The sequence below is a fragment of the Streptomyces sp. PH10-H1 genome, from assembly GCF_030063355.1.
Taxonomy (GTDB): Bacteria; Actinomycetota; Actinomycetes; order Streptomycetales; family Streptomycetaceae; genus Actinacidiphila.
On the sequence record NZ_JASISZ010000018.1, the window covers coordinates 76162 to 102955 of the forward strand.

A 26794-nucleotide genomic window follows, 5' to 3' on the forward strand; every position below is an offset into this window, starting at 1 on the left:
AGACCAGCCGGCGGCGGCCTCGACCTGGCTCAATGGAGGCATGGAAAGTGGGGAGTGCTGGGCCTATCGGGCCAGGCCGAAAGAGCTGGGCGGCGCTCTGCGCCGGGTGGAGATCGTCCGGGTAGGTGCCTCGGGCAGAGCCGGGCGGGTTCACGTGCGGTTCCTGGACGGTGACGAGGCCGGACTGCAGGAGTGGGTGAGCCTCGATTCTCTGGCTGTGCTCTGGACGGACGTCGAGTCGTTCCGGGTGGATGACGCGGCCGAGCTGGCCCTGGTCGAGGTGTCGAGATGGGTTCGGGGCAGCGCCGAGTTCGAGGCGGCCCGGTTGATCTTGGGGTTCGTCCGGCCCAAGGGCCGGGTGCGTTTGCGCAAAGCGGTGGCTGACGCGGGTGTGCTGGAGCTTGGCCGCCTCGACGAGACCGCGCCGCTCGTAGGCATGGACTCCAGCGAGCTACGGGACGACCCCATGGTCTACAAAGACCGCAACGGCCTCTGCACCGCTGGCTGGCCGGTCACCGAGCGGATCGCCCGGCAGGTCGCCCAGCGCCTGGCCGAGAAGATCCTGCCGGAGGTGGACCGGCTGCAGCAGGCTCTGGATGAGGAGCGCGCCCAGTCCTCCTGGTATGGACACCGGCGCCGGGACGACCGCAAGCTCGATGCGGAGGCGGCCTCCCTGCGCACGGTGCGGGAATGGTGCGGGGAGGAGAAGGCGGAGCGCTACGACGAGCTAGTCGCCCTGCGCGCCGAGGTGCTGCGACTCGGAGAAGTGGGCGAGCGGGCGGTGAAGGCGCTCCGTGACCGGGGGCATGGTGTCATCGCCTCCACCATTGAGCGCGACCTTGGCGTCCATATCTCCAGCCTTGGTCCTGACGTGCGTCGTTGAAGCCGTCACGCGATCGCTCGGGCTCGGGCTCCGGCTTGGGTGGTGCGGGCTTCGCCGAGGGCTTCACCTTCTCCGGGCGTTGCGGGTGCCAGCCGTCGAGGAACGGCCGCATCTCGTCTCCGGTCGGCTTCGCGTGGAAGTTGCGGGCGCCGAGGCCCCTCCTGCTCAGGGTGGGGTCGAGCCGGTCGGCCTCCGCTTTGCCCCAAGCCGACCACTCCCGCAGCCTCTCGGCCTCGACGTGGTCGCCGGTCTGCGCGGCGGCGGCGTCCAGGGCGGTACAGAAGACCCGGATCTCCCCGGCGGCTCGCCAGTCCTCCAGGGCTGTCCCGAAGTGTTCGGCCCGATTGGCATCCACTGCCTTGATTGAAGCCACGCCGACTGCGGCCTCCCACTCCTGCTGAGCGCGCTCCCGCTGCTCGGCCTCCAACTGACGACGCTCAGCTGCCTGCCGCTCCCGCTCCTCCTGCTGCCGGCGCTGTTCCGTTTCACGCCCGAGCCGGGCCCGCTCCTGTTCCGCTTCACGCTCAAGGCGAGCCCGCTCCTGTTCCTCGGCACGGACCTTCAGCGCCCGAAGTACCGAACCGACCTGGTCCTCAAGCGGCTTCTTGGCGGTGTCGCCCCACTCCTTCTTCCAGCCGTAGTTGTAACCCTGCTGTTGAGCGAGCTGCAGTTCCAGCTCGCCGGAGGGCTCGAACCGATGCGCCGGGGTGACCCTCTGCCAGTCATATGTGCGGCGGTCCCCCTTCTTGGGCACGTACCGGACCTGCTTCTGCCGCTCCTTGAAGCCGATCTCGTATGTCCTGCCGTGGACCGTGAGCAGTGGCCTCGGCTGCTTGCGCTTCTTGGAGACCGCCATTTCCCCGTGGAGAGGAAGTACCTGCTCGGCGAGGAGGCGAAGCAGGGACAGCACTCGGGGAAGCACCTCGTCGGAGACCTCGAAAGCGCTGTGGTCCGTGGTCACGGCGGCGATGACGTCGTCCACGTCGGTGATCACCCGGCTGCGGGCCAGCCGGATCCGGTTCCACTCCGTGTCGTCCTCGCCGGTCACCCGGAGCAGCCCCAGGAAGAAATCCCCCTTGGCCCGTCCGCTGTACTTCAGGTGGTATCCGGCAGGCGCACACTGACGTGCCGCGTCGAAAGCCCTGCGGTATCGGGCCCGCACCGCCTCGTCCGGATCAGGGATACGCAGGAAGCGCCCGGCCTGCTGCACCTCCGCGATCAGAGCCGGCCCAACGGCTACCGGAGAAGGCCGTGGCGTTTTGGCGACGCTCCGCGCAGAGGGCTTCCGCTGAGCGGCGGCCGTCGGCTCGGGGCGATCCGATTCCGGCTGCCCAGGCTCGGGGTTCGCCGGCCGGGACTTCCGTGGTGCCGGCTCAGGCCGGTCCGGGTGATGCCCGTGCTGGAGGTAGAAGCGCCCGGCATCGGTGATCTCCGCCCGCCACTTCCCGCCCTCCTTGGGCATGACGATATGCCCGCGCTCCTTGAGGGCCTTGGCGGTGACGGCAAGTTCAGGGGTGTCTGATGTGACGGGGTCGACACTCTCCCCGATTCGGGTGAGGAGGACGAGTTGGCGATCGTTGAGCGGTGACCAACGGTGCATGTGATGGTCGTACCGTCAGAGCTCATGCCGACACAAGCTGTGCGGTGAGCTCTGCCCGTCGGTCGCCCCCTGGGAGCCGGATTCCGAAAACGGCTCCCAAACGGCTCCCAAGATCCCCCGGAAACGAGACAGGGCCTAGATTCTCAGTGAGAATCTAGGCCCTGACCTGCTGCTATACCGTCGGGGTGGCGGGATTTGAACCCACGGCCTCTTCGTCCCGAACGAAGCGCGCTACCACGCTGCGCCACACCCCGGTGCAACGAGATTCACTTTAGCGGACGGGGCGCCGGAGACGAAATCCGGTTTTCCTGGGTGGGGAGGCGGGGGCGGGCGCGGTCGAGGGTGATGAGGAGGAGGGAGAGGGCGGAGAAGACGAGGGCGAGGACGAGGGCGTTGCGCAGGACACCGGGGTAGCCGTGGAGGTCGACGTCGAGGAAGGGGTAGGGGTAGCGGCCCGGGGGGTCGATGAGGGCGCCGCGCACGAGGGCGAAGGCGGCGTACGCGAGGGGGAGGGCGAGCCACTGGTAGGTGTAGCGCCAGTGGAAGAGGGCGGGGGTGGTGAGGAGGAGCCAGTCGAGGGTGACTGTGACCGGGGTCACGGTGTGGAGCAGCTGGTTGGACAGCACCAGGTCGCCGGTGCGCTGGGCGAGGTGCTCCGCCTCGGAGAAGCCGCTGGACTCGTTGGCCAGGACCAGGTGGTAGACGAGGCCGGTGATCACGATGCAGAGCAGGACCGCGCCCGTGATGCGAGGGGACAGCGGGTGGCGGCCGGTCCAGTTGCGGTGGGCGGACCAGGCGAAGGTGATCGCGATGGCGGCGTTCGTCAGGATCGTGAAGTAGGTGAAGACGCGCAGCGGATCGGTGTGCGCGCACTCGATGGTGATGCCGGTGACGGCGGCCGCGGCGATCAGCGCGCGGTAGGCGGCGACGTACGGACGGCGGATCGCTGCTTCGAACATCACCTCACCGTACGGGGCGGCCGGCTTTCCGTGCGCTCAGCGTCAGCAGTGTCGCCTCGGGGGGGCAGGCGAAGCGGATCGGCGTGTACCGGTTGGCGCCGCAGCCGGCGGAGACATGGAGGTAGGAGCGGTGGCCGCCGGAGGTATGGCTGGACAGGCCCTTGACGCGGTCGGTGTCCAGGTCGCAGTTGGTGACGAGGGCGCCGTAGAAGGGGATGCAGAGCTGGCCGCCGTGGGTGTGGCCGGCGAGGATCAGCGGGTAGCGGTCGGCGGCGAAGGAGTCGAGGACCCGCAGGTACGGAGCGTGGACGATGGCGAGGTTGAGGTCCGCGTCGGGGTCGGGGCCGCCGGCGACGGCCTCGTAACGGTCGCGCTTGATGTGCGGGTCGTCCAGGCCGGTGAGGGCGATCTCGATGCCGTCGTCGAGCTTGAGGCGGCCGCGGCTGTTGCTGAGGCCGGCCCAGCCGGCGGCGTCGAAGGCGTCGCGCAGATCGCCCCAGGGGTTGCGGATCACATTGTTGACGGGCTCGGACTTGCCGTTGAGGCCGTGCTGGCTGCGGGACTTCTCCAGGAGGTAGCGGCCTGGATTGCGGAACCTGGGGCCGTAGTAGTCGTTCGAACCGAAGACGTACGCGCCGGGGAACCGCATCAGCGGGCCGAGGGCGTCGAGCACCTCCGGTACGCCTTCCGGGTCGGAGAGGTTGTCGCCGGTGTTGACGACGAGGTCCGGGCGCAGGCCCGCCAGGGACTGCAGCCAGCGGCGCTTCTTGTTCTGGCCGCAGACCATGTGGATGTCGGAGACCTGGAGGATCCGGATCGGCCGCATTCCGGCCGGCAGTACCGGGACCTCGACGCGGCGCAGCCGGAAGGACCGCGTTTCGATTCCGGCGGCATAGGCCACGCAGGCCGCACCGACTGCCGTTACGCCGAGGGGAAGTCCGTATCGCGCTCGCATGTGTCCATCGTCGCAGATGAGATGAGGGCCGCCAGAGCCCGCGGCGCTCCGCTGCCGCCGCGGAAGCCGGGAAAGGCGTTGATATCGACGATGAGGGGCGTCCCGGTTCGGTCGGCGATGACGTCCACGCCGTAGATGTCGAGGGCGAAGACCTTGCCCGCCTGCAGTGCGAGGTCATGGGCTCCGCGGGGTGGTGCGGGCGCACCGATGGGGGTTCCGGGATTTCCTGAGGTGCCGAAGGTGCCGGGAGATCCCAGGGTTCCCGGGGTTCCCCGGTTTCCCAGGGGCGACGGGCGCAGGCCCGTGAAGACCTGGCCCGCGATCACCCAGAGTTTGTGGTCCCAGCCGTCGCCCGGCGTGAAGTCCTGGACGACGACCTGCTCGTCCGGCCACTGGCGGGCGAGGGCCCGCAGCCCGGCGGGGTCGTCGATCCGGGTGACGAGGTCGCCGCGCCGGTTGTCGCGGCTCTTGACGATGAACGGGTACCCGGACGGGGGAGGCGCGGGGATACGTGACAGGCGTGCATCGGTCCGGGTGACCGGGAACGGGAGGCCCGCGGCCAGTGCCGTCTCCGCCATCCGTACCCGGTCCTGGCACAGTTCGGTCGACGCGGCCGAGTTGAGGACGCGCGCGCCGCGCCGCTCGAGGGCGCGGGCGAGCCGGATCGCGCGCGGCGTGTGGGACTTGAGGAGGTAGACATCGGCGAGCGCGTCGGGTGCCGGCTCGGCGGCGAAGGCCGGGTCCTTGAATTCCACCAGGGACGTCTGATGATGATCCGTCAGCAGGCGTGCGGTGGCGGCCAGTAGCGGATGGTCCGGCTTGTCCGTCAGAAAGCAGACCCGCCTCGTACCGGCCCTCATGCGCCGGCCTGCACGGGTACGAAGGCCCCCGCCGAAGCCGGACTTCCAACGCTGCTGCTGCTACCGCGACCGCTACCGATGCGAGTGCTACCGATGCCGGTGCTGCCGCTGCCGGTACGGACCAGGTCGAGGACGGCCCGCGCCACCCGTGCGACGGCGTCGGGGACCTTGCGGAAGCTCGGGAAGTCGTTGATGTCGACGACGACCGGGCCGTCGGGCCCCAGCAGCACGTCGAGCCCGTACAGGTCCAGGCCGAAGACGGCACCGATCTCGGCGGCGAGATGCGCCACCTCCCGCGGCAGCGGCACGAGCCGCTCGTCCACGGCGAGCTCCGGGCGCAGCGGCGAGGCCCGTTCGGTCGCGTACGCCTCGCCGCCGATGCAGTACACCTTCAGATCCGTCCCGGAGTTCGGTACGTACGGCTGGGCGATGAGCAGCCCCCCGTCCTCGGGGCCGGGACCGGTGAGCTGGTGGGGCGTGCGGACCAGCCGTACGTCCCGCCCCGAGCTGCCCGCCGCGGGCTTCACGACGAGCGGGAACCGGTCCGCGGGTATCTCGGCGAACAGTTCGGGGCGGGCCGCCGCGTACGTCACCGGTACCGGCAGGCCGTGCTGCTGCGCGATGAGTGCCGTGAGCGCCTTGTCGCGCACCGTCCTGATCGCCCGCGCGTCATTGACCGTGGTCAGGCCGAGGGCCGCCGCGCCTTCGAGCAGGGTCAGGCCGGGGCCGCCGGAGACCGTCTTGAGCACCCAGGCGTCGTGCGCCCCCGCCTGCACCGTCTCGGAGAGCTCGGAGAGCTGGATGAGGGAACCGCCGGGACGGATGACGTCCACCTGGTGCCCCCAGGCGGCCAGTTGGCCGACTACGTCGAGCGGCATGCCGTCATGACGGTAGTGCTCCTCGACGAGGAAACAGAGCCTCATCTGGTTTCCCTTGCCCCCCGGACGTCCGCCGACCCGTCCGGCAGAGCTGTGACGGATCAGAATGCCATGCGGGGCTTGGAGGACCGGCGTGAGGGACGGTCCGGGACAGCTCCGGGACCAATCCGGGGCAGGGACGGTACGTGGCACCGTTCCCGGAATGGTTCGGATCGCGTAGCGGAACGGGGAACGGTTCGCGCGCCGGTTCGCGCGGCGGATCGCCGAAAGCGGCGCGGAGCCTGGCACGTACGTGGCGGGGAGCCCGCGCCGAACGCAGCGCCGAACGCACCGCGAACCTGGCGCCGAACCGTTAATGGGCGGCAGCACCGCCGTGCGGGTGCGAGACTCGACCGTATGACCCCCACGCTCAAGCAGCGACTGCACGACGACCTCATCGCGGCCATGAAGAGCCGCGATGAGCTTCGCTCCGCCACGCTCCGCCTTACCCTGACCGCCGTCACCAAGAAGGAGGTCGCGGGCACGACCGCCCGGGAGCTCTCCGATGACGAGGTGCTCAGGGTGATCGCCGGCGAGGCGAAGAAGCGGCGCGAGGCGGCCGAAGCCTTCGCGCTGGGCAACCGTCCCGCTTCGGCGGAGCGCGAGCTGGCCGAGGGCGAGGTGCTCGACGCGTACCTGCCGAAGCAGCTGTCGGATGAGGAGCTGGTCGGGATCGTCACGGCCGCCGTGGCGGAGGCCAAGGCGGCCGGCGCCGAGGGCCCGCGCGCGATGGGCGCGATCATGAAGATCGTGAACCCGAAGGTCGCCGGGCTCGCCGAGGGCGGCCGCGTCGCCGCCGAGGTGAAGAAGCAGCTCGCGGGCTGAACGGCGGCAGCCACGCCGTAGCGGACACGCCGCAGCAGCCACACCGCAGAGGACATACGTGAGGGCGCCCCGCTCGGAAGGATCCGAGCGGGGCGCCCTCACGTATGTCCGTTTCAGGCGGCCTGTCTGCGCTGTCAGCCGCCGCCCGTCGTCCCGCCCGACCGGCCGTTCCCGCCGCCGATCAGATTCGGCGGGAGGGTGAACGTGGGCCAGGGGTTGGGCCCGCCGTTCGCCCCGCCGTTGGCGCCGTGCCCGCCGGTCGTCGCGCCGGCGGTGTGGCCGTTGCCCGGCTTACCGCTGTTGCCCGGGTTGGGGGTCCCGGCGGGGTCCGGGGGCTTGACCGGTTCGTCGATCGGCACGGTGGTGAAGCTGAGCGGCGGCTTGTTCGCCAGGGCGCCGCCGACGGCGTCCTTCCAGATCGGACCGGGAACGGCGCCACCGAAGACCTTCGGGTAGTACTCCCCGCCGATGTTGATGTCGACCATGGACACGTTCTTGCCGCCTGGCGCGCCCACCCAGACGGCGCCCGCGAGGTTCGGGGTGTAGCCGACGAACCAGGCGGCGTAGCGGTTGTCGGTGGTGCCGGTCTTGCCGGCGCTCTGCCGGTCGTCCAGCCCGGCCTTGCTGCCGGTACCGTCCTCGACCACGCCGAGCAGCAGGGTGTTGATGGTGTCCGCGGTCGTCTCGGACATGACCCGGGTGCACTGGGTCTGGGGGACGGCGATCGCCTTGCCGTTCGGGTCGATGGCGGACTCGATGGCGACCGGAGTGCAGTACGTGCCGCGGTTGGCGAAGGTCGCGTAGGCGTTGGCCATGGTCAGCGGGGCGATCGTGGCGGTGCCGAGCGTGACGGAGGGGACCTGCGGCAGCGCCGCGCCATTGCCCATCTCGACGCCCATGCTCTTGGCGATCGTGGTCACCGGGCAGACGCCGATGTCGCTGATCATCGCTACGAAGTAGGTGTTGATCGACTTCGCGGCGGCTTCCTTGAGGCTGTACGGGCCGTGCTCGGTCTGGTTCTCGTTGGTCAGCGGCTTTTCGCCGCGGTTGGTCCAGGTCCCGTCGCAGGTGCTGACCGGGCTCGGGTAGTCCATCTGGTACGGCGAGGGATAGACCTGGTTCGAGGGAGTGCCCTGCTCCAGTGCGGCGGCCGCGGTGAACGCCTTGAACGTCGAGCCGACCTGGAATCCGTAGTTCGAGCCGCCCATCCGCTTCTCGACCGAGAGGTTGATCTGCGTCTCGTTGGTCCCGAAGCCGTACGGGCGGGACTGGCCCATGCCGCGGATCTTGCCGGTGCCGGGCTCGACCAGCGTGACGGCGGTGGCGACCTTGTCGCTCTTGTAGACGTGCTTGCTGATCGAGCCCTGGACCGACGCCTGCGCCTGCGGGTCCAGCGTGGTCTTGATCGTCAGACCGCCCAGGGACCACCGCTTGGTGCGGTCCTCCTTGGTCTTCCCGAAGGCCGCGTTCTGCAGGAACGTTTGCCGCACGTAGTCGCAGAAGAAGCCCGCGCCGTTGACGGCGGTGATGCAGCCGCTCTTGGGCCTGCTGACCTTCAGGCCCAGCGGCAGCTTCTTCGCCGCGTCGGCCTGGACCTGGGTGATGTCCTTGAGGTCGGCCATCCGCTGCAGCACGAGGCTGCGGCGCTTGATGGCTTCCTGCTCGTCGTTGACCGGGTCGAAGCGGCTCGGCGACTGGACGATGCCGGCCAGCAGGGCGGCCTCGGGGAGGGTCAGGTCCTTGGCGCGCTTGCTGAAGTAGCGCTTGGACGCGGCCTCGACGCCGTAGGCCTGCTCGCCGAAGAACGTGATGTTGAGGTAGTTCTCCAGGATCTGCTGCTTGCCGAGTTCCTTCTCGACCTGGATCGCGTACTTCATTTCCTTGATCTTGCGGCCCACGGTCTGCTGGACCGCCTGCGCGACCTTGTCCGGGTCGTCGCCGGCCTGCTCGATGAAGACATTCTTCACGTACTGCTGGGTGAGGGTGGAGGCACCCTCAGAGACGCCGCCGTCCTGTGCGTTCTTGTTGAGCGCGCGCAGGATGCCCTTGAGGTCGATCGCACCGTGCTCGAAGTAGCGCGCGTCCTCGATCGCGACGATGGCCTTCAGTATGTTCGGGCTCATGTCCTTGATCGGGATGACGGTGCGGTCGCGCGAGTAGACCGTCGCGATCAGACCACCGTTGGAGTCGAGGATCTTCGATGCCTGGCTGAGCGGCGGGCGCTTGAGCTCACCCGGCAGGTCCTGGAATCCGGAGGCGGTGCCTTTCGCCGACAGGCCGAGGGCACCGGCGGCCGGCAGGGCGATTCCCGCCAGTACCACTCCGGACAGGACACTGACACCGAGGAACTTGGCGGCCTGCTGGGCCGTCGAGAGACCCCCGCCCGATCGCTTGTGAGGCATGGAGGCAGCCTACGTTGCCGTTCCCCGGACGTGCGCCCATCTGTTCGCCTACTCTGTATCGGACGGGCGCGACCGCAAAGCGTGCGCCTGTCTCCCTTCGTCACTCGTGTGGGTGATGAGAACTGCCCGAATTCCCGTCATATGCCGGGAGACTTGGGCGATATGCCAGCCGAAGTGACCGTTATGCACCATAGATCCGATATGGGTGCCGCTCACTCCGTTGGGTGATCTGCCGCGCACCCATAGTCCATTCGGGCCATCGAAGATTGGGCCTGAAAGGGCTGTTGCGTCACGCCTACCTTCCGTAACGTCCTCAACTGGCAACGGTGAATATGCCGGTTGCCGCCGTGGGGGAGCCTCGATTCGGGAGAGGACGGCGCCAGCATGAGTAGCTGGGTAACCGACTGGAGCACGCAAGCAGCGTGCAAGACGACTGATCCGGACGAGCTTTTCGTCCAGGGAGCGGCTCAGAACAGAGCCAAGGCGGTGTGCACCGGATGCCCGGTGCGGACCGAATGCCTGGCGGACGCGCTCGACAACCGGGTCGAGTTCGGTGTGTGGGGCGGGATGACGGAACGCGAGCGGAGGGCGCTGTTGCGCCGGCGTCCAACTGTCACTTCGTGGCGCAGGCTGCTCGAGACCGCGCGTACGGAGTACGAGCGGAGCACCGGCATCCTGCCGCTGGACGACGAGGACGACTACGCCGCCGCGGGGTGATCCCCGGCAAGCTGTCCGCCGATCGAGCGCAGGCCGTCCAGATCGTGCACGTCGCCCGCTAGGGCCGCTACGTCCACCATGGGCACCTCAGGGTGCACGGAGACGAATCGGTCCCGGGTGCGGCGCTCGTGCGCGACGACGCGCATGCGCTCGGCGTGCAGTCTCAGCAGACCGGCGGCAAGCCTCTGCTCGGGCGGAATCGTCATGTCGATCGTCAGGTCGTCGGCCGCCTCCTGAGCGGCCGGGCTCGCCGGGTCCGTCCCGTTGTTTCGGGAGTCAGCCTTCCCGGCGTCACGATCCACAATGCCGCCGTCCACAAGATTTTCCCGCGGCTCCTCCAGCGCCTGGGCGGCGGCCAGCGCCCGTTCCGCGGTGAGCTGGGGCGCACCGCTGCCGTGCACCCGGTTCAGCACCAGGCCGGCCAGCGGCATGTCCTCGGCGGCCAGCCGCTCGACGAAGTACGCGGCCTCGCGCAGTGCGTCCCGCTCCGGCGCGGCGACCACGAGGAACGCTGTGCCCGGGGCCTGCAACAGCTTGTACGTGGCGTCCGCGCGCTTGCGGAAGCCGCCGAACATGGTGTCCATGGCGGCGATGAAGGTCTGGACGTCACGCAGCAGATGCGCGCCCATCACCTTGCTCAGCGCGCCGGTCATCATCGACATGCCGACATTGAGGAACTTCATCCCGGCCCGCCCGCCGACCTTCGCGGGCGCCATCAGCAGTTTGATGAACCTTCCGTCCAGGAATGACCCGAGGCGCTGCGGAGCGTCCAGGAAGTCCAGCGCGGAACGGCTCGGCGGGGTGTCGACGATGATCAGGTCCCAGGCGTCCAGCGCGCGCAGCTGGCCCAGCTTCTCCATCGCCATGTACTCCTGGGTGCCCGCGAAACCGGCCGACAGGGACTGGTAGAAGGGGTTGTCGAGGATCGCGCGGGCCCGCTCGGGGTCCGAGTGCTGCAGCACGACCTCGTCGAAGGTCCGCTTCATGTCGAGCATCATCGCGTGCAGCGTGCCGCCCGCGCTCTCGTCGATCCCGACGACCGGGCGCGGCGTGTTGTCGAGCTCGTTGAGGCCCATCGACTGCGCGAGACGGCGCGCCGGGTCGATGGTGAGGACGACGGCCTTGCGGCCGCGTTCCGCGGCGCGCACGCCGAGCGCGGCGGCGGTCGTCGTCTTGCCGACGCCGCCGGATCCGCAGCAGACGATGATGCGCGTCCTCGGGTCGTCGAGGAGCGGATCGATCTCCAGCACCGGGCTCTCCAGCACCGGACTCTCCAGCGCGGGATTCTCCAGGCTCATGTCAGCTCTCCCCGCCCGTCGTTCCCTGCCGTCATTCCCTGTTTGCGCAGGCTGTCCGCCAGCCGGTAGAGGCCGCCGAGGTCGACGCCCTCGCTGCGCAGCTCCAGCTCGTACGTCGGCAGGCCGAGGCCGCCGATCTCGGCCCGCTCGCGGCGCTCCAGCAGGACGCGCTGCGCGTGCTCATGCGCCTGCGCGAGCAGCGGGTCGACGAGCCGCTCGGCCTGCCCGCCCTTGCGGGCACCGCCCAGGCCGGCCTGCGACAGCGCCTTGGCGACGGCGGCGCGCCGGCCGTTGGCGGCCGACTCGAGGTCGGCGTCGTCCAGCAGGACCGGACGCAGCATGTTGACCACGACCGCCCCGACCGGCAGTCCGGCAGCCCGCAGCTCCGCGACGCCGTCCACGGTCTCCTGGACCGGCATCTCCTCCAGCAGTGTCACCAGGTGCACGGCGGTCTCGGTGGACTTCAGCACCCGCATCACGGCCTGCGCCTGGTTGTATATCGGCCCGATCCTGGCCAGCCCGGCGACTTCGTCGTTGACGTTGAGGAAGCGGGTGATCCGGCCGGTCGGCGGGGCGTCCATCACGACCGCGTCGTAGGCCCGCCAGCCGGCGCTGTCCTTACGGCGCACGGCCTCGCACGCCTTGCCGGTCAGCAGGACGTCCCGCAGGCCGGGCGCGACGGTCGTGGCGAAGTCGATCGCGCCGAGCTTCTTGAGGGCCCGGCCCGCACGGCCGAGTTTGTAGAACATGTCGAGGTAGTCCAGCAGCGCCAGCTCCGGATCGATGGCGAGCGCGCGCACCTCGCCGCCGCCGGGCGCCACGGCGATCTTCCGCTCCTCGTACGGCAGCGCCCCGGTCTCGAAGACCTGGGCGATGCCCTGGCGTCCCTCGACCTCGACCAGCAGGGTGCGGCGGCCCTCGGCGGCGAGGGCGAGGGCCAGAGCGGCGGCGACGGTGGTCTTCCCGGTGCCGCCCTTGCCGGTGACGATATGGAGCCTGGTTGGGGTGGACTGTTGAGGGCTCACACTTCGAGCCTAACCACTGGGCGTTCGACCTAAGCAGCCCGCTACCCCTGTGTAGCCTCAAACGCCGGCCGGGCTGGGTTGTAGCTGTTGTGCCCTCAAGCGCCGGGCGGGCTGGGTTTGGCTGCTGTGCCCTCAGGCACCGGGCGGGCTGTCGGGTGGCCTCAAGCGCCGGGCGGGCTGGGTTTTGGCGGCTGTGGCCTCGCACGCCGGGCCGGCTGGGTTTTGACGGGTCTGCCCGCCAGGCGCCAGGCGCTGGGCGGGGTGGGTGGGGGTAGGCATTACAGTCGGGCTCATGGCTAAGTGGGAATACGCGACCGTGCCGCTGCTTGTGCACGCGACGAAGCAGATTCTTGACACGTGGGGCGAGGACGGCTGGGAACTGGTCCAGGTCATTCCGGGACCGAACAACCCGGAACAGCTGGTGGCCTACTTCAAGCGGGAGAAGCAGGCGTGAGCGCGGTCGAGGACAAGATCACCTCGCTCGGCCTGACGCTGCCCGCGGTGGTGCCGCCGCTGGCCGCGTACCAGCCGGCCGTGCAGTCGGGCGTGTACGTGTACACCTCCGGCCAGCTGCCGATGGTGGACGGCAAGCTGACGGTGACCGGCAAGGTCGGCGCCGAGGTGACGCCGGAGGAGGCCAAGGAGTTGGCCCGTATCTGCGCGCTGAACGCGCTGGCCGCGGTCAAGTCGGTGGCCGGTGACCTGGACCGGATCAAGCGGGTCGTGAAGGTCGTCGGATTCGTCGCCTCGGCGACGGACTTCACCGGACAGCCGGCCGTGATCAACGGCGCGAGCGAGCTGCTCGGCGAGGTACTCGGCGAGAAGGGCGTGCACGCGCGCAGCGCCGTCGGCGTGGCCGTACTGCCGCTGGACGCTCCGGTAGAGGTCGAGATCCAGGTCGAACTGGTCTGACCGTCCGGACGGGCCTCGGCGGCTCGCCCTCGAACATCGGGGCGGCAGGCCGTACGATCCCGCCCATGACCACCAGTAGCGGCACGAGTAACGGGCAGTGGTTTCCGGCCTCCTGGCCGGAGCGGATCCGGGCGCTGACGAACGGGGAGCTGATCCCCGTGACTCCGCGCCGGGCCGCGACCGTCCTGCTGCTGCGGGACACCGCGAGCGGCGGACCGGCCGTTCACATGCTGCGCAGACGCGCCTCCATGGCTTTCGCCGGGGGCGCGTACGCGTATCCGGGCGGCGGTGTGGACCCGCGGGACGAGAAGCCGGTCCGGTGGGCGGGGCGGGCGCTCGACGCGTGGTCGGCCGCGCTCGGAGTGGATCCGGTGTCGGCCCAGGCCGTGGTGTGCGCGGCGGTGCGGGAGACGTTCGAGGAGTCGGGCGTCCTGCTGGCCGGGCCGGACGGCGGCAGCGTCGTGGCGGACACCACGGGCGAGAGCTGGGAGGCCGACCGGGAGGCGCTGGTCAGCCGGGAGCTGTCGTTCGCGGACTTCCTGGCCCGGCGCGAGCTGGTGCTGCGCTCGGATCTGCTCGGCCCGTGGGCCCGCTGGATCACCCCGGAGTTCGAGGAGCGACGCTACGACACCTGGTTCTTCCTGGCCATGCTGCCGACCGGGCAGCGCACCCTGGACGTCTCGGGTGAGGCGGATCACACGGTGTGGCTGCGCCCGGCCGAGGCCGTGGAGGGCTACCGGCGCGGCGAGATGGTGATGATGCCGCCGACCATCGCGACCCTGCGCGCGCTGCTTCCGTACGACTCGGTGGGGGCGGCCCTGGCGGGCGCCGCGGACCAGGACCTGACGCCGGTGCTGGCGCGGGCGGTCCTCGAAGGGGAGGAGATCGTTCTGAGCTGGCCGGGCCACGAGGAATTCACGAAGCACATCCCCGCACCGCCGGAACATGTCCCCGCACCGCCGCAGGATTCCGTCCGGCCGCAAGAGCCGGCACCCTCGAAGCCCGCACCCCCGAAACCGGCACCTCCGAAACCCGGGCCGCCGAAACCCGCACCCCCGCAAGGACCCGTTCCCCCTCTGGGAGCCACCCAATGACCTCGGCGATCCTGCCCGGCAGGCCACAACTGACGATCGGCGGCCCCGCGACGGCGCGCGCCGTGTGCGTACTGGCGCCCAATCCGTCGCCGATGACCCTGGACGGCACCAACACCTGGCTGGTGTCCGAGCCCGGCTCCGACCTCGCGGTGGTCATCGACCCGGGCCCGCTCGACGACGCGCATCTGCGCAACGTCGTCGCGACCGCCGAGGCGGCCGGCAAACGCGTCGCGCTCACCCTCCTCACCCACGGCCACCCGGATCACGCGGAGGGCGCCGCCCGTTTCGCCGAGCTGACCGGGACCAAGGTGCGGGCGCTCGATCCGGCGCTGCGGCTGGGCGGCGAGGGGCTGGCGGCCGGTGATGTCATCACCACCGGCGGACTGGAACTGCGCGTCGTCGCCACCCCGGGGCACACCGCGGACTCGCTCTCCTTCCATCTGCCGGCCGACGGCGCCGTCCTGACCGGCGATACGGTCCTGGGCCGCGGCACCACGATCGTGGTGCACCCGGACGGCCGTCTCGGCGACTATCTCGACTCCCTGCGCCGCCTCCAGGCCATGACGATGGACGGCGGCGTCGATACGGTGCTGCCCGGTCACGGCCCGGTGCTGACGGACGCGCGCGGCGCCGTCGAGTACTACCTCGCGCACCGCGCGAACCGCCTTGCGCAGGTGGAGACCGCGGTGGAGGCGGGCTTTCTGACGCCCGCGCAGGTGGTCGCGCAGGTGTACGCGGACGTCGACCGGTCGCTGTGGCCCGCCGCCGAGCTGTCGGTGATGGCCCAGCTGGACTATCTGCGCGAGCACGGGCTGATCGAGGACCGGCTGGTCGGCGAATGACCGCCCAGGAACCCGACCGGCGAATGACCGCCCAGGAACCCGACCGGCGAATGACCACCCAGGAACCCGACCGGCGAATGACCACCCAGGAACCCGACCGGCGAATGACCACCCAAGAACCGGAACCGCTGGAGTTCGACCCGTGGTCCGCGCGGTTCGTCTCGGACCCGTATCCGGCGTACGAGACGCTGCGCGGGCGCGGCCGCGCGCACTGGTTCGAGCCCACCCGGCAGTGGCTGATCCCGCACTACGACGACGTCAGCGCGCTGCTGCGCGACCGCCGCCTGGGGCGTACATACCTGCACCGCTTCACCCACGAGGAGTTCGGCCGCGAGGCCCCGCCGGCCGCGCACGAGCCGTTCCACATCCTCAACGGGAACGGTCTGCTCGACCTGGAGGCCCCCGACCACACCCGCATCCGCCGGCTGGTCGCGAAGGCGTTCACCCCGCGCACCGTCGAGCGGCTCGCGCCGACCGTCGAACGGCTGGCCGCCGAGCTGGTCGACGGGCTGCACGCGGACGGCGGCGGGGACCTGCTGGCCCGGGTCGCCGAACCCCTTCCCGTGGCCGTCATCGCGGAGATGCTGGGCATCCCGCCCGCCGACCGGCACCTGCTGCGGCCCTGGTCGGCGGATATCTGCGGGATGTTCGAACTCAACCCGGACGACGCGACCGTGCGCCGGGCCGTGCGGGCGAGCGAGGAGTTCTCGGCGTATCTGCGGGGGCTGATCGCCGAACGCCGCCGCGCACCGGGCGAGGACCTGATCAGCGCGCTGATCGCCGCGCACGAGGAGGGCGACCGGCTCAGCGAGCAGGAGATGATCTCCACCTGCGTGCTGCTGCTCAACGCGGGGCACGAGGCGACCGTCAACACCACCGCGAACGGCTGGTTCACCCTCTTCCGCCACCCCGGCCAGCTCGACCTGCTCCGCGCCCACCCCGAGCTGCTCCGCGACGGGATCGAGGAACTGCTGCGCTACGACACCCCGCTGCAGATGTTCGAACGCTGGGTGCTGGACGACATCCAGGTCGGCGACACCGTGATCCCGCGCGGTTCCGAGGTCGCCCTGCTCTTCGGGTCCGCCAACCGCGACCCGGCCCGCTTCCCCGACCCCGACCGCCTCGATATGCGCCGGCCGGCCGTCGACAACCGGCATCTCACGTTCGGCGCGGGCATCCACTACTGCCTGGGCGCGCCGCTTGCCCGCCTCGAACTCGCCGCGTCCTTCGGCATGCTGCTGCGCCGGGCCCCGGGGCTGCGGCTGGTGTCCGAGCCGCGGTGGAAGCCGGGCTATGTCATCCGGGGCCTCGAGGAGCTGCTCGTCAGCTGGTGACGCCCCGGGCCGCTGACGAGCACGGGACCACGTGCGGGACCACGTGCCGGATCACGTGCGGGATCACGGACGGGTCAGGTCACGCGGCACCGTCAGCCGCCAGGCGCCCGGCTGCACCGTCCAGGTGCGGGTACGGACCGGCCCGGCGGCGGCGGAGTCCGCGCGGTAGCGGAAGTCCCGGCCCGAGACGGTGACGGTGCCGGCCCGTACACACAGCGGTTCCGCGCTGTCGGGATGGCATACGGAGACCTCCACCAGCCCCGGGAAGATCGTCCGGATCGACACCTCGTGCACGGGCTGGTCGAGATCCACCAGCACCACCCCGTCCGCCTCCACCCGCAGCCGCTGGCGCGGCGCGTGCCCGAACCCCGGCCCGTGCCCGTGCCCGTTCCCGTTCCCGTGGCCGTTTCCGTTTCCGTGTGCAGGGATCGGCGCGGTGAGCGTCCGCACCAGCGACCGAGCGGTCCGCTCCACGGGCGTCCACCAGTGCTCGGCTCGTGCCGGGCCGTCGCAGGGGATCCGCAGGGTGCCCAGCACGATGCCGCCGCTGTCGTCGACCAGCAGGTCCAGCTCGCGGTCCATGCCGTCGAGCACCGCCCGCGCCGCGGGCAGTACCTGGCCCGGCACGCCCAGCGCCCGCGCGAGCGAGGACCGCGGCCCGATCGGCACCAGCGCGAGCGGCGCCTCGCCCAGCGTCCGCTCATGGTGGAGCGCCCGCACCGCCTGCAGCAGCGTCCGGTCGTCACCGAGAACCACCGGACGGCGCCGGCCGCGGTGCGCGAGCACTCGCGCCACCTCTTCGGCCGAATCCGGGAGAGCGATTTTTACGGAGGACGCGCCCGCACACAGGACATCCTTCGCGATACGTACGGATTCGCCGTCAACGGCGCGTGCGGCGGGGTCGATGACCACGAGCAATTGCTGCCCGGTAGGTCGCTGAGCCGACACCTTGGTCCTTCCTCAGGTAAAATCTCGGTGCAAGAGCCCCTTGCGCCGTTGCGTCAGGGGCTTGGTCTATTCCGGGGCACCGGTTCGACGGCTCTCTGCACGTTGGACATGCCCCGCCCGGAAGGGGTGTACGCCTGTGCCCGCACTTGTGCTGCTCGGTGCTCAGTGGGGTGACGAAGGCAAGGGGAAGGCCACTGACCTGCTCGGTGGCTCCGTGGACTATGTCGTGCGTTACCAGGGCGGCAACAATGCCGGCCACACGGTCGTCGTTGGCGACCAGAAGTACGCACTGCATCTCCTCCCCTCAGGAATCCTGTCGCCGGGGTGTACCCCGGTCATTGGTAACGGTGTCGTCGTGGACCCGGCGGTCCTGCTCTCCGAGCTGAGCGGGCTGAACGACCGCGGCGTCGATACGTCCAAGCTCCTGATCAGCGGTAACGCCCATCTGATCACTCCGTATCACCAGACCATCGACAAGGTGACGGAGCGGTTCCTCGGCAGCCGCAAGATCGGTACGACCGGGCGCGGTATCGGCCCGGCCTACGCCGACAAGATCAACCGCGTCGGGATCCGTGTGCAGGACCTCTTCGACGAGTCGATCCTGCACCAGAAGGTGGAGGCCGCTCTCCACGACAAGAACCAGGTTCTGGTCAAGCTCTTCAACCGGCGCGCGATCAGCATCGACCAGGTCGTCGAGGAGTACCTCGGCTACGCGGAGCAGATCAAGGACTTTGTCGCCGACACCGGACTGATCCTGAACAAGGCGCTGGACGAGGGCAAGGTCGTGCTGATGGAGGGCGGCCAGGGAACTCTGCTCGACGTCGACCACGGCACGTATCCCTTCGTCACCTCGTCGAACCCGACCGCCGGCGGTGCCTGCACGGGCTCCGGCATCGGCCCGACGAAGATCAGCCGCGTGATCGGCATCCTCAAGGCCTATACGACGCGTGTCGGCGCCGGTCCGTTCCCGACCGAACTGTTCGACGAGGACGGCGAGAAGCTGCGGATCATCGGCCACGAGCGCGGGGTCACCACCGGCCGCGACCGTCGCTGCGGCTGGTTCGACGCGGTCATCGCCCGGTACGCGACCCGCGTCAACGGCCTGACGGACTTCTTCCTGACCAAGCTCGACATCCTCACCGGCTGGGAGCAGATCCCGGTCTGTGTGGCCTACGAGATCGACGGCAAGCGCGTTGAGGAGCTGCCCTACAACCAGAGTGACTTCCATCACGCGAAGCCGGTCTACGAGATGCTCCCCGGCTGGTCCGAGGACATCACCAAGGCGCAGACCTTCGACGACCTGCCCAAGAACGCGCAGGCGTATGTGAAGGCGCTCGAGGAGATGTCGGGTGCACCGATCTCCGCGATCGGCGTGGGCCCCGGCCGTACCGAGACGATCGAGATCAACTCGTTCATCTGACCGTTCGTCCGACGCACGGCGGTAACGGCAGTACGCACAACGCGGCGCGCCCCGGTGGACCCCCCGGGGGGCCCGCCGCGTTGTGTTCCGCTTCAGCTGACCTTCGTGTACGTCAGCGGGGCCTTGCCCGGCTCCTGGGAGTCACGGATCAGGTGGGTCGCGTCGAGCTCGGTGACGGTGGAGGCCAGGCCCGGATTGCAGGCCGTGGCGGGCACGGCGTTGGTGACGAGGGAGGCGCTCAGTTTCAGGGGCGGACCGGCCGACGTCATGTGCATCGCGAACTCGCAGTGGTAGGTGGCGCCCGTACCGATCAGGGTGACGATGCCGTCCCGCCCGATCGTCAGGGTGCGGGTATTGGCACCGTTGCTGTCGAAGCCGGCCTGCCAGGTGCCGACGAACTGGCTCGGTACGTCACCGGGTGCGGTGGAGGCCGTCGCCGACGTCGAGGGGGAGGTCTGCGGCGTGCCGGAGTCCGAAGGAGCGCTCGCCCCGGTCTTGTTGTCACGGTTCCGGGCGTCGGTGCTGTTGTCCTTGGCCTTGCCCATGGTGAGCGCGACGAAGGCCGCGCCGGCGCCCGCGACCACCGCGACAGCCACCGCGGCGGCGATCAGCACGCCCTGCCGCCGGTGCGGCGCCGACGGAAGAGCGGTGTAGCCAGGCGGGGGGCCGTACCCGGGGTGCGGGTAGCCGTAACCGCCGGGAGCGTACGGGGAAGGACCCGGCGGCGGGGTGGCCGCGGAGGTCATCGTCGGCTCGTGGTGGAGCGTTTGCGGGACGGGGTCGGACGCCGGCGCCGCGGGCGCGTGCTCTCGCTCGTGCTCAAGCGCGGATGCGGGCGTGGTCTGCGCCGCCGCCCGAGCCTCGGCGGAACCCTCCTCGTACGGGTTCTCGGCCTCCAGCAGCCGCACCGCATGCCGGCCGAGCTGCGCGACGAGCGCGCTCGGCAGCCAGGTCCTGCCGTCGGCCGGGGAGTGGCCCGCGATCCGTTCCAGTACCGCGTCCAGGTCCGGCCGCCGGTCGGCCTCCTTGACCAGGCAGTCCGCGACCAGCTCACGCAGTCCGCCGGGCAGCTCGTCCAGGTCCGGCGGCTCCTGCGCGATCCGGAACATCTGGGCGTGCACCCCGCTGCTCGCGGCGCCGAACGGTTGCTTGCCGGTCGTCGCGTACGCCAGCACCGAGCCCAGACAGAAGATGTCGCAGGCGGGGGTGACCCGGTCGCCGCGTACCTGCTCCGGCGACATGAAGCCCGGCGAGCCGACCAGCGCGCCGGTGTGCGTCAGGCCGCCGGTGACGGTCTCCAGGGCGCGGGCGATGCCGAAGTCGATGACCCGTGGTCCGTCGATCGTGATCAGCACGTTCGACGGCTTGAGGTCGCGGTGGATGAGCCCGGCCGTGTGGATGTCCTTGAGCGCGCGGGCCAGCCCGTCCGCCAGCGCCCAGACCGACCGCTCCGGCAGCGGGCCGTGGTCCTTGGCGATGACGCGCTGCAGGGTCGGGCCCGCGATGTATCCGGTGGCGACCCACGGGATCTCGGTCTCGGTGTCGGCGTCCAGTACGGGTGCCGTCCACTCGCCGCCGACCCGGCGCGCGGCCTGTACTTCCTGCCGGAAGCGGGCCCGGAACTCGTCCTGGGCGGCCAGTTCGGCCCGCACCAGTTTCACGGCGACGGTCCGGCCGCGCTCGGAGCGTGCCAGGAAGACCCGTCCCATGCCGCCGGTGCCGAGCCGGCCCAGCAGCCGGTACGCGCCGATCCACTGCGGATCATCGGATCTGAGCTCTTCCATGCCCGGCCGCCCCCTGCTTTGTCCGTCCCCGGTCAGGAGAGGATAGACGCCCCCGTGGCGGCGGGCATCAGGGCAGGTCGTCAGCGGGCGGGCCCGTACGGCGCCGCGTACGCGGGCGGGTACGGCGAGCTGCTCGCCTGCGGGGAGGCGGCGGCCCGGCGCTCCTGCATTGAGGTGATCCGCTGCACCACGAGGATCGCCAGCACCGAGGAGACGAGCGCCAGGACATCTTGGGCGATCCCGATCTTGACGATGAATTTGGCCTCGTCCGCGTAGTCGGCGTCGTACCAGGTGCGCCAGAACCAGGAGACGTACAGCGACGCGCACTGCAGGGCCCACGTCAGCCACCACAGGTGCAGCACGCCGCGCGAGGCGCCCGCCCGCCGCTGCCCGTACGCGTGGGAGCCCGGGTCGCTGGCCGTCCAGATGTCATTGCTGATCTGCTTCGGGATCCACAGATGGGCCACCGGGACGAACCATGCGCCGATCGCCCAGCCGCGCCCGAGCCGCTGCCCTTCCGGCGCGAACGCCTCGGCATTGGCACGCACCCGCCGGAACCAGGCCAGCCACACGACGACCGTCGGGACCAGGATGGCGCCGAACAGGGCGGCCATCTTGAGGAAGCGGGTTTTCTGGGCGTTGACCTCCCCGTTCGTGAAGTCCGCCGCGCCGGTGATGTAGTTCACCAGCTTGCGGAACAGCTCGATCTCGAAGTTGAGGTTCACGACCAGGCCCAGCATCAGCGCGCAGATCAGCAGGGTGAGGAGCGTGGACAGATTGCGCGGTGACTTCACCGTCAACGGCTTGGGATGTGGTTCGCCCGGCCGGTGGAACGCCTGCTCGGGGCCGTACGGCGACGGCCCGAATTCCTGGGGAGCGGGAGCCGTGGCGGGCGTCGCGGCAGGGGCCGGGGCCGGGCCGGCGGTTGCCTGCGGGGTCTCGGCCTCCAGGAGCCGCACCGCGTGGCGGCCGAGCTGGGCGAGAAGCTCGCCGGGGAGCCAGGGACCGGACGCGCCGGCGTCCGCGCTCGTCCGGTCCACGAGCTCGTCCGGCGAGGGGCGGCGTTCGGGGTCCTTGGTGAGGCAGTCGGCGATCAGGTCGCGCAGCGGGCCGTCGGAAAGGCCGCCGAGGTCCGGTTGGTCGTTCGCTATACGGAACATCAGCGCGTGCACGCCGCCTTCGGCGTTGCCGAACGGCATGTGTCCGGTGGCCGCGTAGGCGAGCACCGCGCCGAGGCAGAAGACATCGCTCGCCGGGGTGACGCGCTCGCCCCGTACCTGTTCGGGGGACATGAAGCCGGGCGACCCGATGACGGCTCCGGTCCGCGTCAGCAGGCCGTCGGCGACGGTCTCCAGCGCGCGGGCTATGCCGAAGTCGATGACGCGGGGGCCGTCGATGGTGATGAGGATGTTGGACGGTTTCACGTCGCGGTGGATCAGCCCGGCCGCGTGGATGTCCCGCAGGGCCTTGGCGAGGCCGCTCGCCAGGACGCGTACGGAGCGTTCGGGCAGCGGCCCGTGGCCCCCGGCGACCACCTCGTGCAGGGTCGGCCCCGCGATGTAGCCGGTGGCGACCCACGGAACGGCGGCCTCGGTGTCGGCGTCCAGCACCGGCGCGGTCCACTCCCCGCCCACCCGGCGGGCAGCCCGCACCTCCTGCTGGAAGCGGCGCCGGAACTCCGGCTGCGCGGCCAGCTCGCCCTTGACGAGTTTCACCGCGACCGTACGGCCGCGCTCCGACCTGGCGAGGAAGACGCGTCCCATCCCGCCCGCGCCGAGCCTGCGCAGCAGCCGGTACGAGCCGATCCACTGCGGATCCTCGGAACTCAGTTCTTCCATGTCCCCGACTTCCTTCGCACGCCACACCAAGGCGAAGGATAGAAGACATATGAACGTACGAGACCGATCGGAGGTATTGACAGGATGTCGACGTAAGTGGCGAGCGCCATACAAGGTGACCATGTTGCCGACCGGCGATGATCCTTAGCCTGGAGCGCATGACCCCTCCCTTCCCCGCCGACCCCGAGGCCGGAGCCGCAGTCAAGGCCGCCGACCGGGCGCATGTCTTCCACTCGTGGTCCGCCCAGGCGGTCATCGACCCGCTGGCGGTGGCCGGGGCCGAGGGCTCGTACTTCTGGGACTACGACGGCAACCGCTATCTGGACTTCTCGTCCCAGCTGGTGAACACCAACATCGGCCATCAGCACCCGAAGGTCGTCGCCGCGATCCAGGAGCAGGCGGCCAGGCTCTGCACGATCGCGCCGGGCTTCGCCGTCGACGTACGGTCCGAGGCGGCCCGACTGATCGCCGAGGTCACCCCCGGCGATCTCGACCAGATCTTCTTCACCAACGGCGGTGCCGAGGCGGTTGAGAACGCTGTCCGCATGGCCCGGCTGCACACCGGCCGGCACAAGGTGTTCAGCGCGTACCGCTCGTACCACGGCGCCACCTCCACCGCGATCAACCTCACGGGTGATCCGCGCCGCTGGCCGTCCGACACCGCCTCGGCGGGTGTCGTGCACTTCTGGGGCCCGTACCTGTACCGCTCGCAGTTCCATGCGACAAGCGAGGCGCAGGAGTGCGAGCGCGCGCTGGAGCATCTGGAGCAGCTCGTCGCCTTCGAGGGCCCGCAGTCCGTCGCCGCGATCATCCTGGAGTCGGTCGTCGGCACGGCGGGCCTTCTGGTGCCGCCGGCCGGTTACCTCGCGGGCGTCCGCGAGATCTGCGACCGCTACGGGATCGTCTTCATCCTCGACGAGGTCATGTCCGGCTTCGGCCGCACCGGCGCGTGGTTCGCCGCCGACCACTGGGACGTCGTCCCGGATCTGCTGACCTTCGCCAAGGGCGTGAACTCCGGCTATGTGCCGCTCGGCGGTGTCGCCATCTCCCCGGAGATCGCCGCGACCTTCGCCACCCGCGCCTACCCGGGCGGTCTCACCTACTCCGGCCACCCGCTGGCCTGCGCGTCCGCCGTCGCGACGATCAACGCGATGCGCGAGGAGCGGATCGTGGAGAACGCCGCCGAGATCGGCGAGAAGGTCATCGGCCCCGCGCTGCGCGACATCGCCGCCCGGCACGCCTCGGTCGGCGAGGTGCGCGGTCTGGGCGTCTTCTGGGCCCTGGACCTGGTCAAGGACAAGGCGACGCACGAGCCGCTGGTGCCGTACAACGCGGCCGGCGCGGACAACGCGCCGATGGCCGAGTTCGCGGCGGCGTGCAAGAAGGGCGGCCTGTGGCCGTTCGTCAACATGAACCGCACGCATGTCGTGCCGCCGTGCACGGTGACGGAGGCCGAGGCCAAGGAGGGCCTGGCGGCGCTGGACGAGGCGCTGACGGTCGCCGACCGGTACGCCGTCAACGGATAGGTCAACGCATAGGTCATTGGATAGGTCAACGGACAGCGCCTGTCCGGCTGATCACGTCTCCGGCTGATCACGAACGACACATAACCCCCACACGCTTCCCTCGCCGGACGTGCGGTTGATTCCGGGAACCTCGCATATCGTGTGCGGAGTAAAAGCGGAGTGAAACGTATGTTCGGACGAGGGGGCGGGGCGGCGGTGATTGCGGACAGCGCACCGGTGAAGCGCAACAGCCTGCGCCAGCAGATCGCCGACGCGCTCCGCGACGAAGTGCTCACCGGCCGGCTCCCGGCCGGCCGCGACTTCACGGTCAAGGAGATAGCGGAGCTGTACGGCGTCTCCGCGACGCCCGTCCGCGAAGCGCTCGTCGACCTCGCCGCGCAGGGCCTGCTCGACGTCGAGCAGCACCGGGGCTTCCAGGTCCGGCACTTCGGCCCCGACGATTTCGTCTCCATGGTCGAGGCGCGCAATCTGGTCACCGAGGGGATCTTCAGCCGGATCGACGGCGACCAGCTGCGCGAGGTGCCCCCCGAGGTGATCGCGTCCGTACGCCGCCGGGGCGAGGCCGCCGCGCGGGCCGCGCGGGCGGGCACGCTCGATGTGCTGATCGGCTGCGACATCCGCTTCTGGCGCGAGATCGCGGCGCTGTCGGGCAATCCTCACATCTGCGAGTTCCTCGACCGGATCCGTACCCATACCTGGATGTACTCGGTCCCCTATCTGCGCGCCCACCCGATGCTCGCGGGTGTCTGCTGGTCGGATCACGTCGAACTCGTCGACGCCGTCCAGGACCGTGATCTGCACACCGCACGCCGTATCGTCGTCGCCTACAACGACCATTCCCTGGCGCTGATGGCGAAGTTGGCCCCCAGTAGGCGACCAGTGGACGACCAGTCGGCGACCACCTCCTGACGGCGACCCCGCCTCGCACTACGCTGGCCCGACGATCGCATAGACGACTTGGAGCGCCTGTGGCCTGCGACTTGTGGCTGGTTCCCCTTGTGGACGTGCTCTGCCACAGCCCGGAAAACCCCTTCTCCGAGGAACTGGCCCGTTACGACAAGGCCTTGAACGAAGCGGGGCTGCCGCCGGTGCCCGTCCACACCTATATGCCGGGCCTGTCCGGCGACGTCGGCCCGGTGGCCGGCTTCGACTACGACGCGCTGCACTTCCTGCGCCGCGCCTTCCTGTTGAACCTGCAGGGGCTGGAGGTCACCCCGGTCGACGCGCTCGGCGGCGACTACGAGCAGCTGCTGGAGATGTTCGAGGCGACCGCCCAGCAGTCGCACCTCGTCTGGCACTACGACCACGCGGGCGCGTACGTGCCGCTGGATTTCCCGCATCCGGTGGTCAACGACGAACTCCTCGAAGGCGGCGGCCCGCTGGGTTCGAGCCATGGCCTGCTGCGCGATCTCGCGTCCGTGGCCCCGGCGATCGGCATCGACCCGGTCAACCCGCCGCAGCCCCCGGCCCCGCCGGACCGGCCCACCGGCCTGGAGGAGCCCGCGGCCCAGCCCTCGTACGATCCCAGCCCGTTCGCCCGTGAACGGCACGTCTGGCTCGGTCTGCACACGGCGGCCACCCGGTCCCTCGCGCAGGGCTCGATGGTGGTCTTCAGCTGACGGCGTCTTCAGTCTTCAGTAGAGGGACGGGGGCCGATCAGCGGGTCGGCCCCTCCGGGGGCCGCTGGCGCGGCATGTTGGGCCGGCCGCCGGGCGCCAACGGGAAGCGGCTGACGGGCCCGCCCTCGGTACGGGCGGTCCAGGGCACCGTCGACTGCGCGCGCAGCGGCGCGCTCCGCGTCCCGAACTCCGTCATCCAGTCCGCCGTCTCCATCCTGACCAGGTCCGAGACGTCCTCGCAGAACCGGCGCAGCACCGCCAGACAGCGCTCGGCCGCCTCCGCGGCCGTGCCCTCGGTGGGGCCCAGCACCTCCCGGACGCACTCCGACGCCCAGTCGAACCGCAGCGCCTCCAGCCGCCGCTGCACCGCCTGCGCGGTGGCGACGTCCCGCATCCAGCCCGAGGTCAGCCCGAAGCAGCGGTCGAGGCCGACACAGACCCCTGCGAACAGCAGCGCCACGTAGCCCCAGCGCGCGGCGCCGTCCGCGGCCCCCGTCAGGTCGATGAGCGGCAGCGCGGCGCCCACGGTGCCGAAGCACGCGGCGGCCACCCGCAGCGCGCGCGCCCCGTGCCGCTTCCAGACGCGGTCGGCGAGGTACCAGTCGGTGGTGCGCAGTGCCCCGGACTCGGCCCAGCGATAGAGCTCCTCCAGGCGTTCGGCGGGCTCGCCCCAGTCGCCGAGGGGAAAAGGCAGCGCCCGCAGGTCCTCCTGGCTATGCAGAGCCCGTTGAACGGGCTCCTCCCGGGGAGCCTCCTCGGGGTACATGTCCGGCTGGCTCACTGCGCGCTCCCTCGCAATCCTGCGCTCGTCTTCCGCTCGTCCTCCGCTCGTCTTCCGAGACGGCGAAGCTCCCTTCTTACCGCCGAACGGCTGACCGTGCTGGCAGGATCGCTGTATTTCAGCCCTTAAGACCGACCGGCAATAGGCAGCCGCTGTCGAGTGATCAGGTGGGGTGGATGCGGTGCGGGCACGGGTCCAGGCGATCATGGAGTTCTCTACGCTCAGTGATCACGAAGGACGGCCGTGCCCGCGCTG

Annotated in this window: 24 protein-coding genes and 1 tRNA gene; 12 read left to right on the forward strand and 13 right to left on the reverse strand. The window is 70.2% G+C overall.

Going from position 1 to position 26794, the window contains the following annotated elements; all coding sequences use genetic code 11:
• Window positions 1-40 precede the first annotated feature (40 nt).
• A complete protein-coding gene (locus tag QMK24_RS14135) occupies window positions 41-883 on the forward strand; it encodes a PE-PGRS family protein (protein WP_283466119.1) in 843 nt (280 codons plus the stop codon).
• Here the strand turns inward: QMK24_RS14135 and QMK24_RS14140 are convergent.
• From QMK24_RS14140 to QMK24_RS14165, 6 genes are all read right to left on the reverse strand, one after another.
• A complete protein-coding gene (locus QMK24_RS14140; protein WP_283466120.1) occupies window positions 813-2483 on the reverse strand; it encodes a PE-PGRS family protein in 1671 nt (556 codons plus the stop codon). The two genes, QMK24_RS14135 and QMK24_RS14140, sit on opposite strands and share 71 nt — an antisense overlap.
• Window positions 2484-2663: 180 nt before the next feature.
• Window positions 2664-2737: transfer RNA gene (locus tag QMK24_RS14145), tRNA-Pro, on the reverse strand.
• A 12-nt stretch (window positions 2738-2749) separates the two neighbouring features.
• The gene (locus QMK24_RS14150) at window positions 2750-3442 is read right to left on the reverse strand and encodes a Pr6Pr family membrane protein (protein ID WP_283466121.1); all 693 of its coding nucleotides are present in this window, start codon (window positions 3440-3442) and stop codon (window positions 2750-2752) included.
• A gap of 4 nt (window positions 3443-3446) precedes the next feature.
• Entirely contained in the window at window positions 3447-4397 is a 951-nt protein-coding gene (locus QMK24_RS14155; RefSeq protein WP_283466122.1) for a metallophosphoesterase, read from the reverse strand.
• Window positions 4364-5257, reverse strand: a complete 894-nt coding sequence (locus QMK24_RS14160) for an ATP-grasp domain-containing protein (protein WP_283466123.1) — start codon at window positions 5255-5257, stop codon at window positions 4364-4366. The genes QMK24_RS14155 and QMK24_RS14160 overlap by 34 nt, the downstream gene beginning before the upstream one ends.
• Window positions 5254-6180, reverse strand: coding sequence for an ATP-grasp domain-containing protein (locus QMK24_RS14165; RefSeq protein ID WP_283466124.1), 927 nt, complete (start codon window positions 6178-6180; stop codon window positions 5254-5256). The genes QMK24_RS14160 and QMK24_RS14165 overlap by 4 nt, the downstream gene beginning before the upstream one ends.
• Window positions 6181-6531: 351 nt before the next feature.
• Here QMK24_RS14165 and QMK24_RS14170 point away from each other — a divergent pair, with 351 nt between their 5' ends.
• Complete coding sequence (locus QMK24_RS14170; protein ID WP_283466125.1) at window positions 6532-6999, forward strand: GatB/YqeY domain-containing protein; 468 nt, start codon at window positions 6532-6534, stop codon at window positions 6997-6999.
• 134 nt (window positions 7000-7133) lie between these two features.
• Here the strand turns inward: QMK24_RS14170 and QMK24_RS14175 are convergent, their stop codons facing one another.
• On the reverse strand, window positions 7134-9401 hold the full coding sequence (locus QMK24_RS14175; protein ID WP_283466127.1) for a transglycosylase domain-containing protein: 2268 nt from the start codon (window positions 9399-9401) through the stop codon (window positions 7134-7136).
• 384 nt (window positions 9402-9785) lie between these two features.
• Between QMK24_RS14175 and QMK24_RS14180 the strand changes: the two genes are divergently transcribed.
• Window positions 9786-10118: a WhiB family transcriptional regulator gene (locus QMK24_RS14180; protein WP_283466129.1), complete on the forward strand. Its 333-nt coding sequence runs from the start codon at window positions 9786-9788 to the stop codon at window positions 10116-10118.
• Here QMK24_RS14180 and bagB read toward each other — a convergent pair.
• Window positions 10100-11416, reverse strand: coding sequence for an ATPase BagB (gene bagB / locus QMK24_RS14185; protein ID WP_283466130.1), 1317 nt, complete (start codon window positions 11414-11416; stop codon window positions 10100-10102). The two genes, QMK24_RS14180 and bagB, sit on opposite strands and share 19 nt — an antisense overlap.
• Entirely contained in the window at window positions 11413-12441 is a 1029-nt protein-coding gene (bagA, locus tag QMK24_RS14190; RefSeq protein WP_283466132.1) for an ATPase BagA, read from the reverse strand. The genes bagB and bagA overlap by 4 nt, the downstream gene beginning before the upstream one ends.
• Window positions 12442-12733: 292 nt before the next feature.
• Here bagA and sp36 point away from each other — a divergent pair, with 292 nt between their 5' ends.
• The 5 genes from sp36 (at window position 12734) to QMK24_RS14215 (ending at window position 16623) form a co-directional block, all read left to right on the forward strand.
• Complete coding sequence (gene sp36, locus QMK24_RS14195; protein ID WP_136726681.1) at window positions 12734-12895, forward strand: Sp36 family protein; 162 nt, start codon at window positions 12734-12736, stop codon at window positions 12893-12895.
• Window positions 12892-13353, forward strand: coding sequence for a RidA family protein (locus QMK24_RS14200; RefSeq protein ID WP_283466133.1), 462 nt, complete (start codon window positions 12892-12894; stop codon window positions 13351-13353). Before sp36 ends, QMK24_RS14200 begins: the two co-directional genes overlap by 4 nt.
• A 65-nt stretch (window positions 13354-13418) precedes the next feature.
• A complete protein-coding gene (locus QMK24_RS14205; protein WP_283466135.1) occupies window positions 13419-14447 on the forward strand; it encodes an NUDIX hydrolase in 1029 nt (342 codons plus the stop codon).
• Complete coding sequence (locus QMK24_RS14210) at window positions 14444-15289, forward strand: MBL fold metallo-hydrolase (RefSeq protein WP_283466136.1); 846 nt, start codon at window positions 14444-14446, stop codon at window positions 15287-15289. The genes QMK24_RS14205 and QMK24_RS14210 overlap by 4 nt, the downstream gene beginning before the upstream one ends.
• Window positions 15290-15393: 104 nt before the next feature.
• A complete protein-coding gene (locus QMK24_RS14215) occupies window positions 15394-16623 on the forward strand; it encodes a cytochrome P450 (protein ID WP_283466137.1) in 1230 nt (409 codons plus the stop codon).
• Window positions 16624-16686: 63 nt separating this feature from the next.
• On the opposite strand, the gene QMK24_RS14220 is transcribed toward QMK24_RS14215, so the two are convergent.
• A complete protein-coding gene (locus QMK24_RS14220; RefSeq protein ID WP_283466140.1) occupies window positions 16687-17571 on the reverse strand; it encodes a diacylglycerol kinase family protein in 885 nt (294 codons plus the stop codon).
• A 136-nt stretch (window positions 17572-17707) separates the two neighbouring features.
• Between QMK24_RS14220 and QMK24_RS14225 the strand changes: the two genes are divergently transcribed.
• A complete protein-coding gene (locus tag QMK24_RS14225; protein ID WP_283466141.1) occupies window positions 17708-18991 on the forward strand; it encodes an adenylosuccinate synthase in 1284 nt (427 codons plus the stop codon).
• A gap of 92 nt (window positions 18992-19083) precedes the next feature.
• On the opposite strand, the gene QMK24_RS14230 is transcribed toward QMK24_RS14225, so the two are convergent.
• Window positions 19084-20775 carry a serine/threonine-protein kinase gene (locus QMK24_RS14230; RefSeq protein ID WP_283466142.1) on the reverse strand — a complete coding sequence of 564 codons (1692 nt, stop codon included), beginning with the start codon at window positions 20773-20775 and terminating at the stop codon, window positions 19084-19086.
• Window positions 20776-20855: 80 nt separating this feature from the next.
• Window positions 20856-22613, reverse strand: coding sequence for a protein kinase domain-containing protein (locus tag QMK24_RS14235; protein ID WP_283466143.1), 1758 nt, complete (start codon window positions 22611-22613; stop codon window positions 20856-20858).
• 158 nt (window positions 22614-22771) lie between these two features.
• On the opposite strand from QMK24_RS14235, the gene QMK24_RS14240 reads away from it, so the two are divergent.
• The 3 genes from QMK24_RS14240 to QMK24_RS14250 all read left to right on the forward strand — a co-directional run bounded on the left by QMK24_RS14240 (window position 22772) and on the right by QMK24_RS14250 (window position 25758).
• The gene (locus QMK24_RS14240; RefSeq protein ID WP_283466144.1) at window positions 22772-24139 is read left to right on the forward strand and encodes an aspartate aminotransferase family protein; all 1368 of its coding nucleotides are present in this window, start codon (window positions 22772-22774) and stop codon (window positions 24137-24139) included.
• 168 nt (window positions 24140-24307) lie between these two features.
• On the forward strand, window positions 24308-25048 hold the full coding sequence (locus QMK24_RS14245; RefSeq protein ID WP_283466146.1) for a GntR family transcriptional regulator: 741 nt from the start codon (window positions 24308-24310) through the stop codon (window positions 25046-25048).
• A 59-nt stretch (window positions 25049-25107) separates the two neighbouring features.
• The gene (locus QMK24_RS14250; protein WP_283466147.1) at window positions 25108-25758 is read left to right on the forward strand and encodes a putative DNA-mimic protein; all 651 of its coding nucleotides are present in this window, start codon (window positions 25108-25110) and stop codon (window positions 25756-25758) included.
• A 37-nt stretch (window positions 25759-25795) separates the two neighbouring features.
• On the opposite strand, the gene QMK24_RS14255 is transcribed toward QMK24_RS14250, so the two are convergent.
• Window positions 25796-26539, reverse strand: a complete 744-nt coding sequence (locus QMK24_RS14255) for an SLATT domain-containing protein (RefSeq protein ID WP_283466148.1) — start codon at window positions 26537-26539, stop codon at window positions 25796-25798.
• Window positions 26540-26794 lie beyond the last annotated feature (255 nt).

What these genes read in the sequence shown, in the direction of transcription:
- QMK24_RS14245 (WP_283466146.1), top strand. Translation starts at nt 24,308, where the DNA reads ATGTTCGGACGAGGGGGCGGGGCGGCGGTGATTGCGGACAGCGCACCG.
- QMK24_RS14230 (WP_283466142.1), bottom strand. Translation starts at nt 20,775, where the DNA reads ATGGAAGAGCTCAGATCCGATGATCCGCAGTGGATCGGCGCGTACCGG.
- QMK24_RS14210 (WP_283466136.1), top strand. Translation starts at nt 14,444, where the DNA reads ATGACCTCGGCGATCCTGCCCGGCAGGCCACAACTGACGATCGGCGGC.
- QMK24_RS14240 (WP_283466144.1), top strand. Translation starts at nt 22,772, where the DNA reads ATGACCCCTCCCTTCCCCGCCGACCCCGAGGCCGGAGCCGCAGTCAAG.
- QMK24_RS14235 (WP_283466143.1), bottom strand. Translation starts at nt 22,613, where the DNA reads ATGGAAGAACTGAGTTCCGAGGATCCGCAGTGGATCGGCTCGTACCGG.
- QMK24_RS14165 (WP_283466124.1), bottom strand. Translation starts at nt 6,180, where the DNA reads ATGAGGCTCTGTTTCCTCGTCGAGGAGCACTACCGTCATGACGGCATG.
- QMK24_RS14140 (WP_283466120.1), bottom strand. Translation starts at nt 2,483, where the DNA reads ATGCACCGTTGGTCACCGCTCAACGATCGCCAACTCGTCCTCCTCACC.
- QMK24_RS14180 (WP_283466129.1), top strand. Translation starts at nt 9,786, where the DNA reads ATGAGTAGCTGGGTAACCGACTGGAGCACGCAAGCAGCGTGCAAGACG.
- QMK24_RS14175 (WP_283466127.1), bottom strand. Translation starts at nt 9,401, where the DNA reads ATGCCTCACAAGCGATCGGGCGGGGGTCTCTCGACGGCCCAGCAGGCC.
- QMK24_RS14215 (WP_283466137.1), top strand. Translation starts at nt 15,394, where the DNA reads ATGACCACCCAAGAACCGGAACCGCTGGAGTTCGACCCGTGGTCCGCG.
- bagB (WP_283466130.1), bottom strand. Translation starts at nt 11,416, where the DNA reads ATGAGCCTGGAGAATCCCGCGCTGGAGAGTCCGGTGCTGGAGAGCCCG.
- QMK24_RS14135 (WP_283466119.1), top strand. Translation starts at nt 41, where the DNA reads ATGGAAAGTGGGGAGTGCTGGGCCTATCGGGCCAGGCCGAAAGAGCTG.
- QMK24_RS14170 (WP_283466125.1), top strand. Translation starts at nt 6,532, where the DNA reads ATGACCCCCACGCTCAAGCAGCGACTGCACGACGACCTCATCGCGGCC.
- QMK24_RS14205 (WP_283466135.1), top strand. Translation starts at nt 13,419, where the DNA reads ATGACCACCAGTAGCGGCACGAGTAACGGGCAGTGGTTTCCGGCCTCC.
- sp36 (WP_136726681.1), top strand. Translation starts at nt 12,734, where the DNA reads ATGGCTAAGTGGGAATACGCGACCGTGCCGCTGCTTGTGCACGCGACG.
- QMK24_RS14155 (WP_283466122.1), bottom strand. Translation starts at nt 4,397, where the DNA reads ATGCGAGCGCGATACGGACTTCCCCTCGGCGTAACGGCAGTCGGTGCG.
- QMK24_RS14160 (WP_283466123.1), bottom strand. Translation starts at nt 5,257, where the DNA reads ATGAGGGCCGGTACGAGGCGGGTCTGCTTTCTGACGGACAAGCCGGAC.
- QMK24_RS14150 (WP_283466121.1), bottom strand. Translation starts at nt 3,442, where the DNA reads ATGTTCGAAGCAGCGATCCGCCGTCCGTACGTCGCCGCCTACCGCGCG.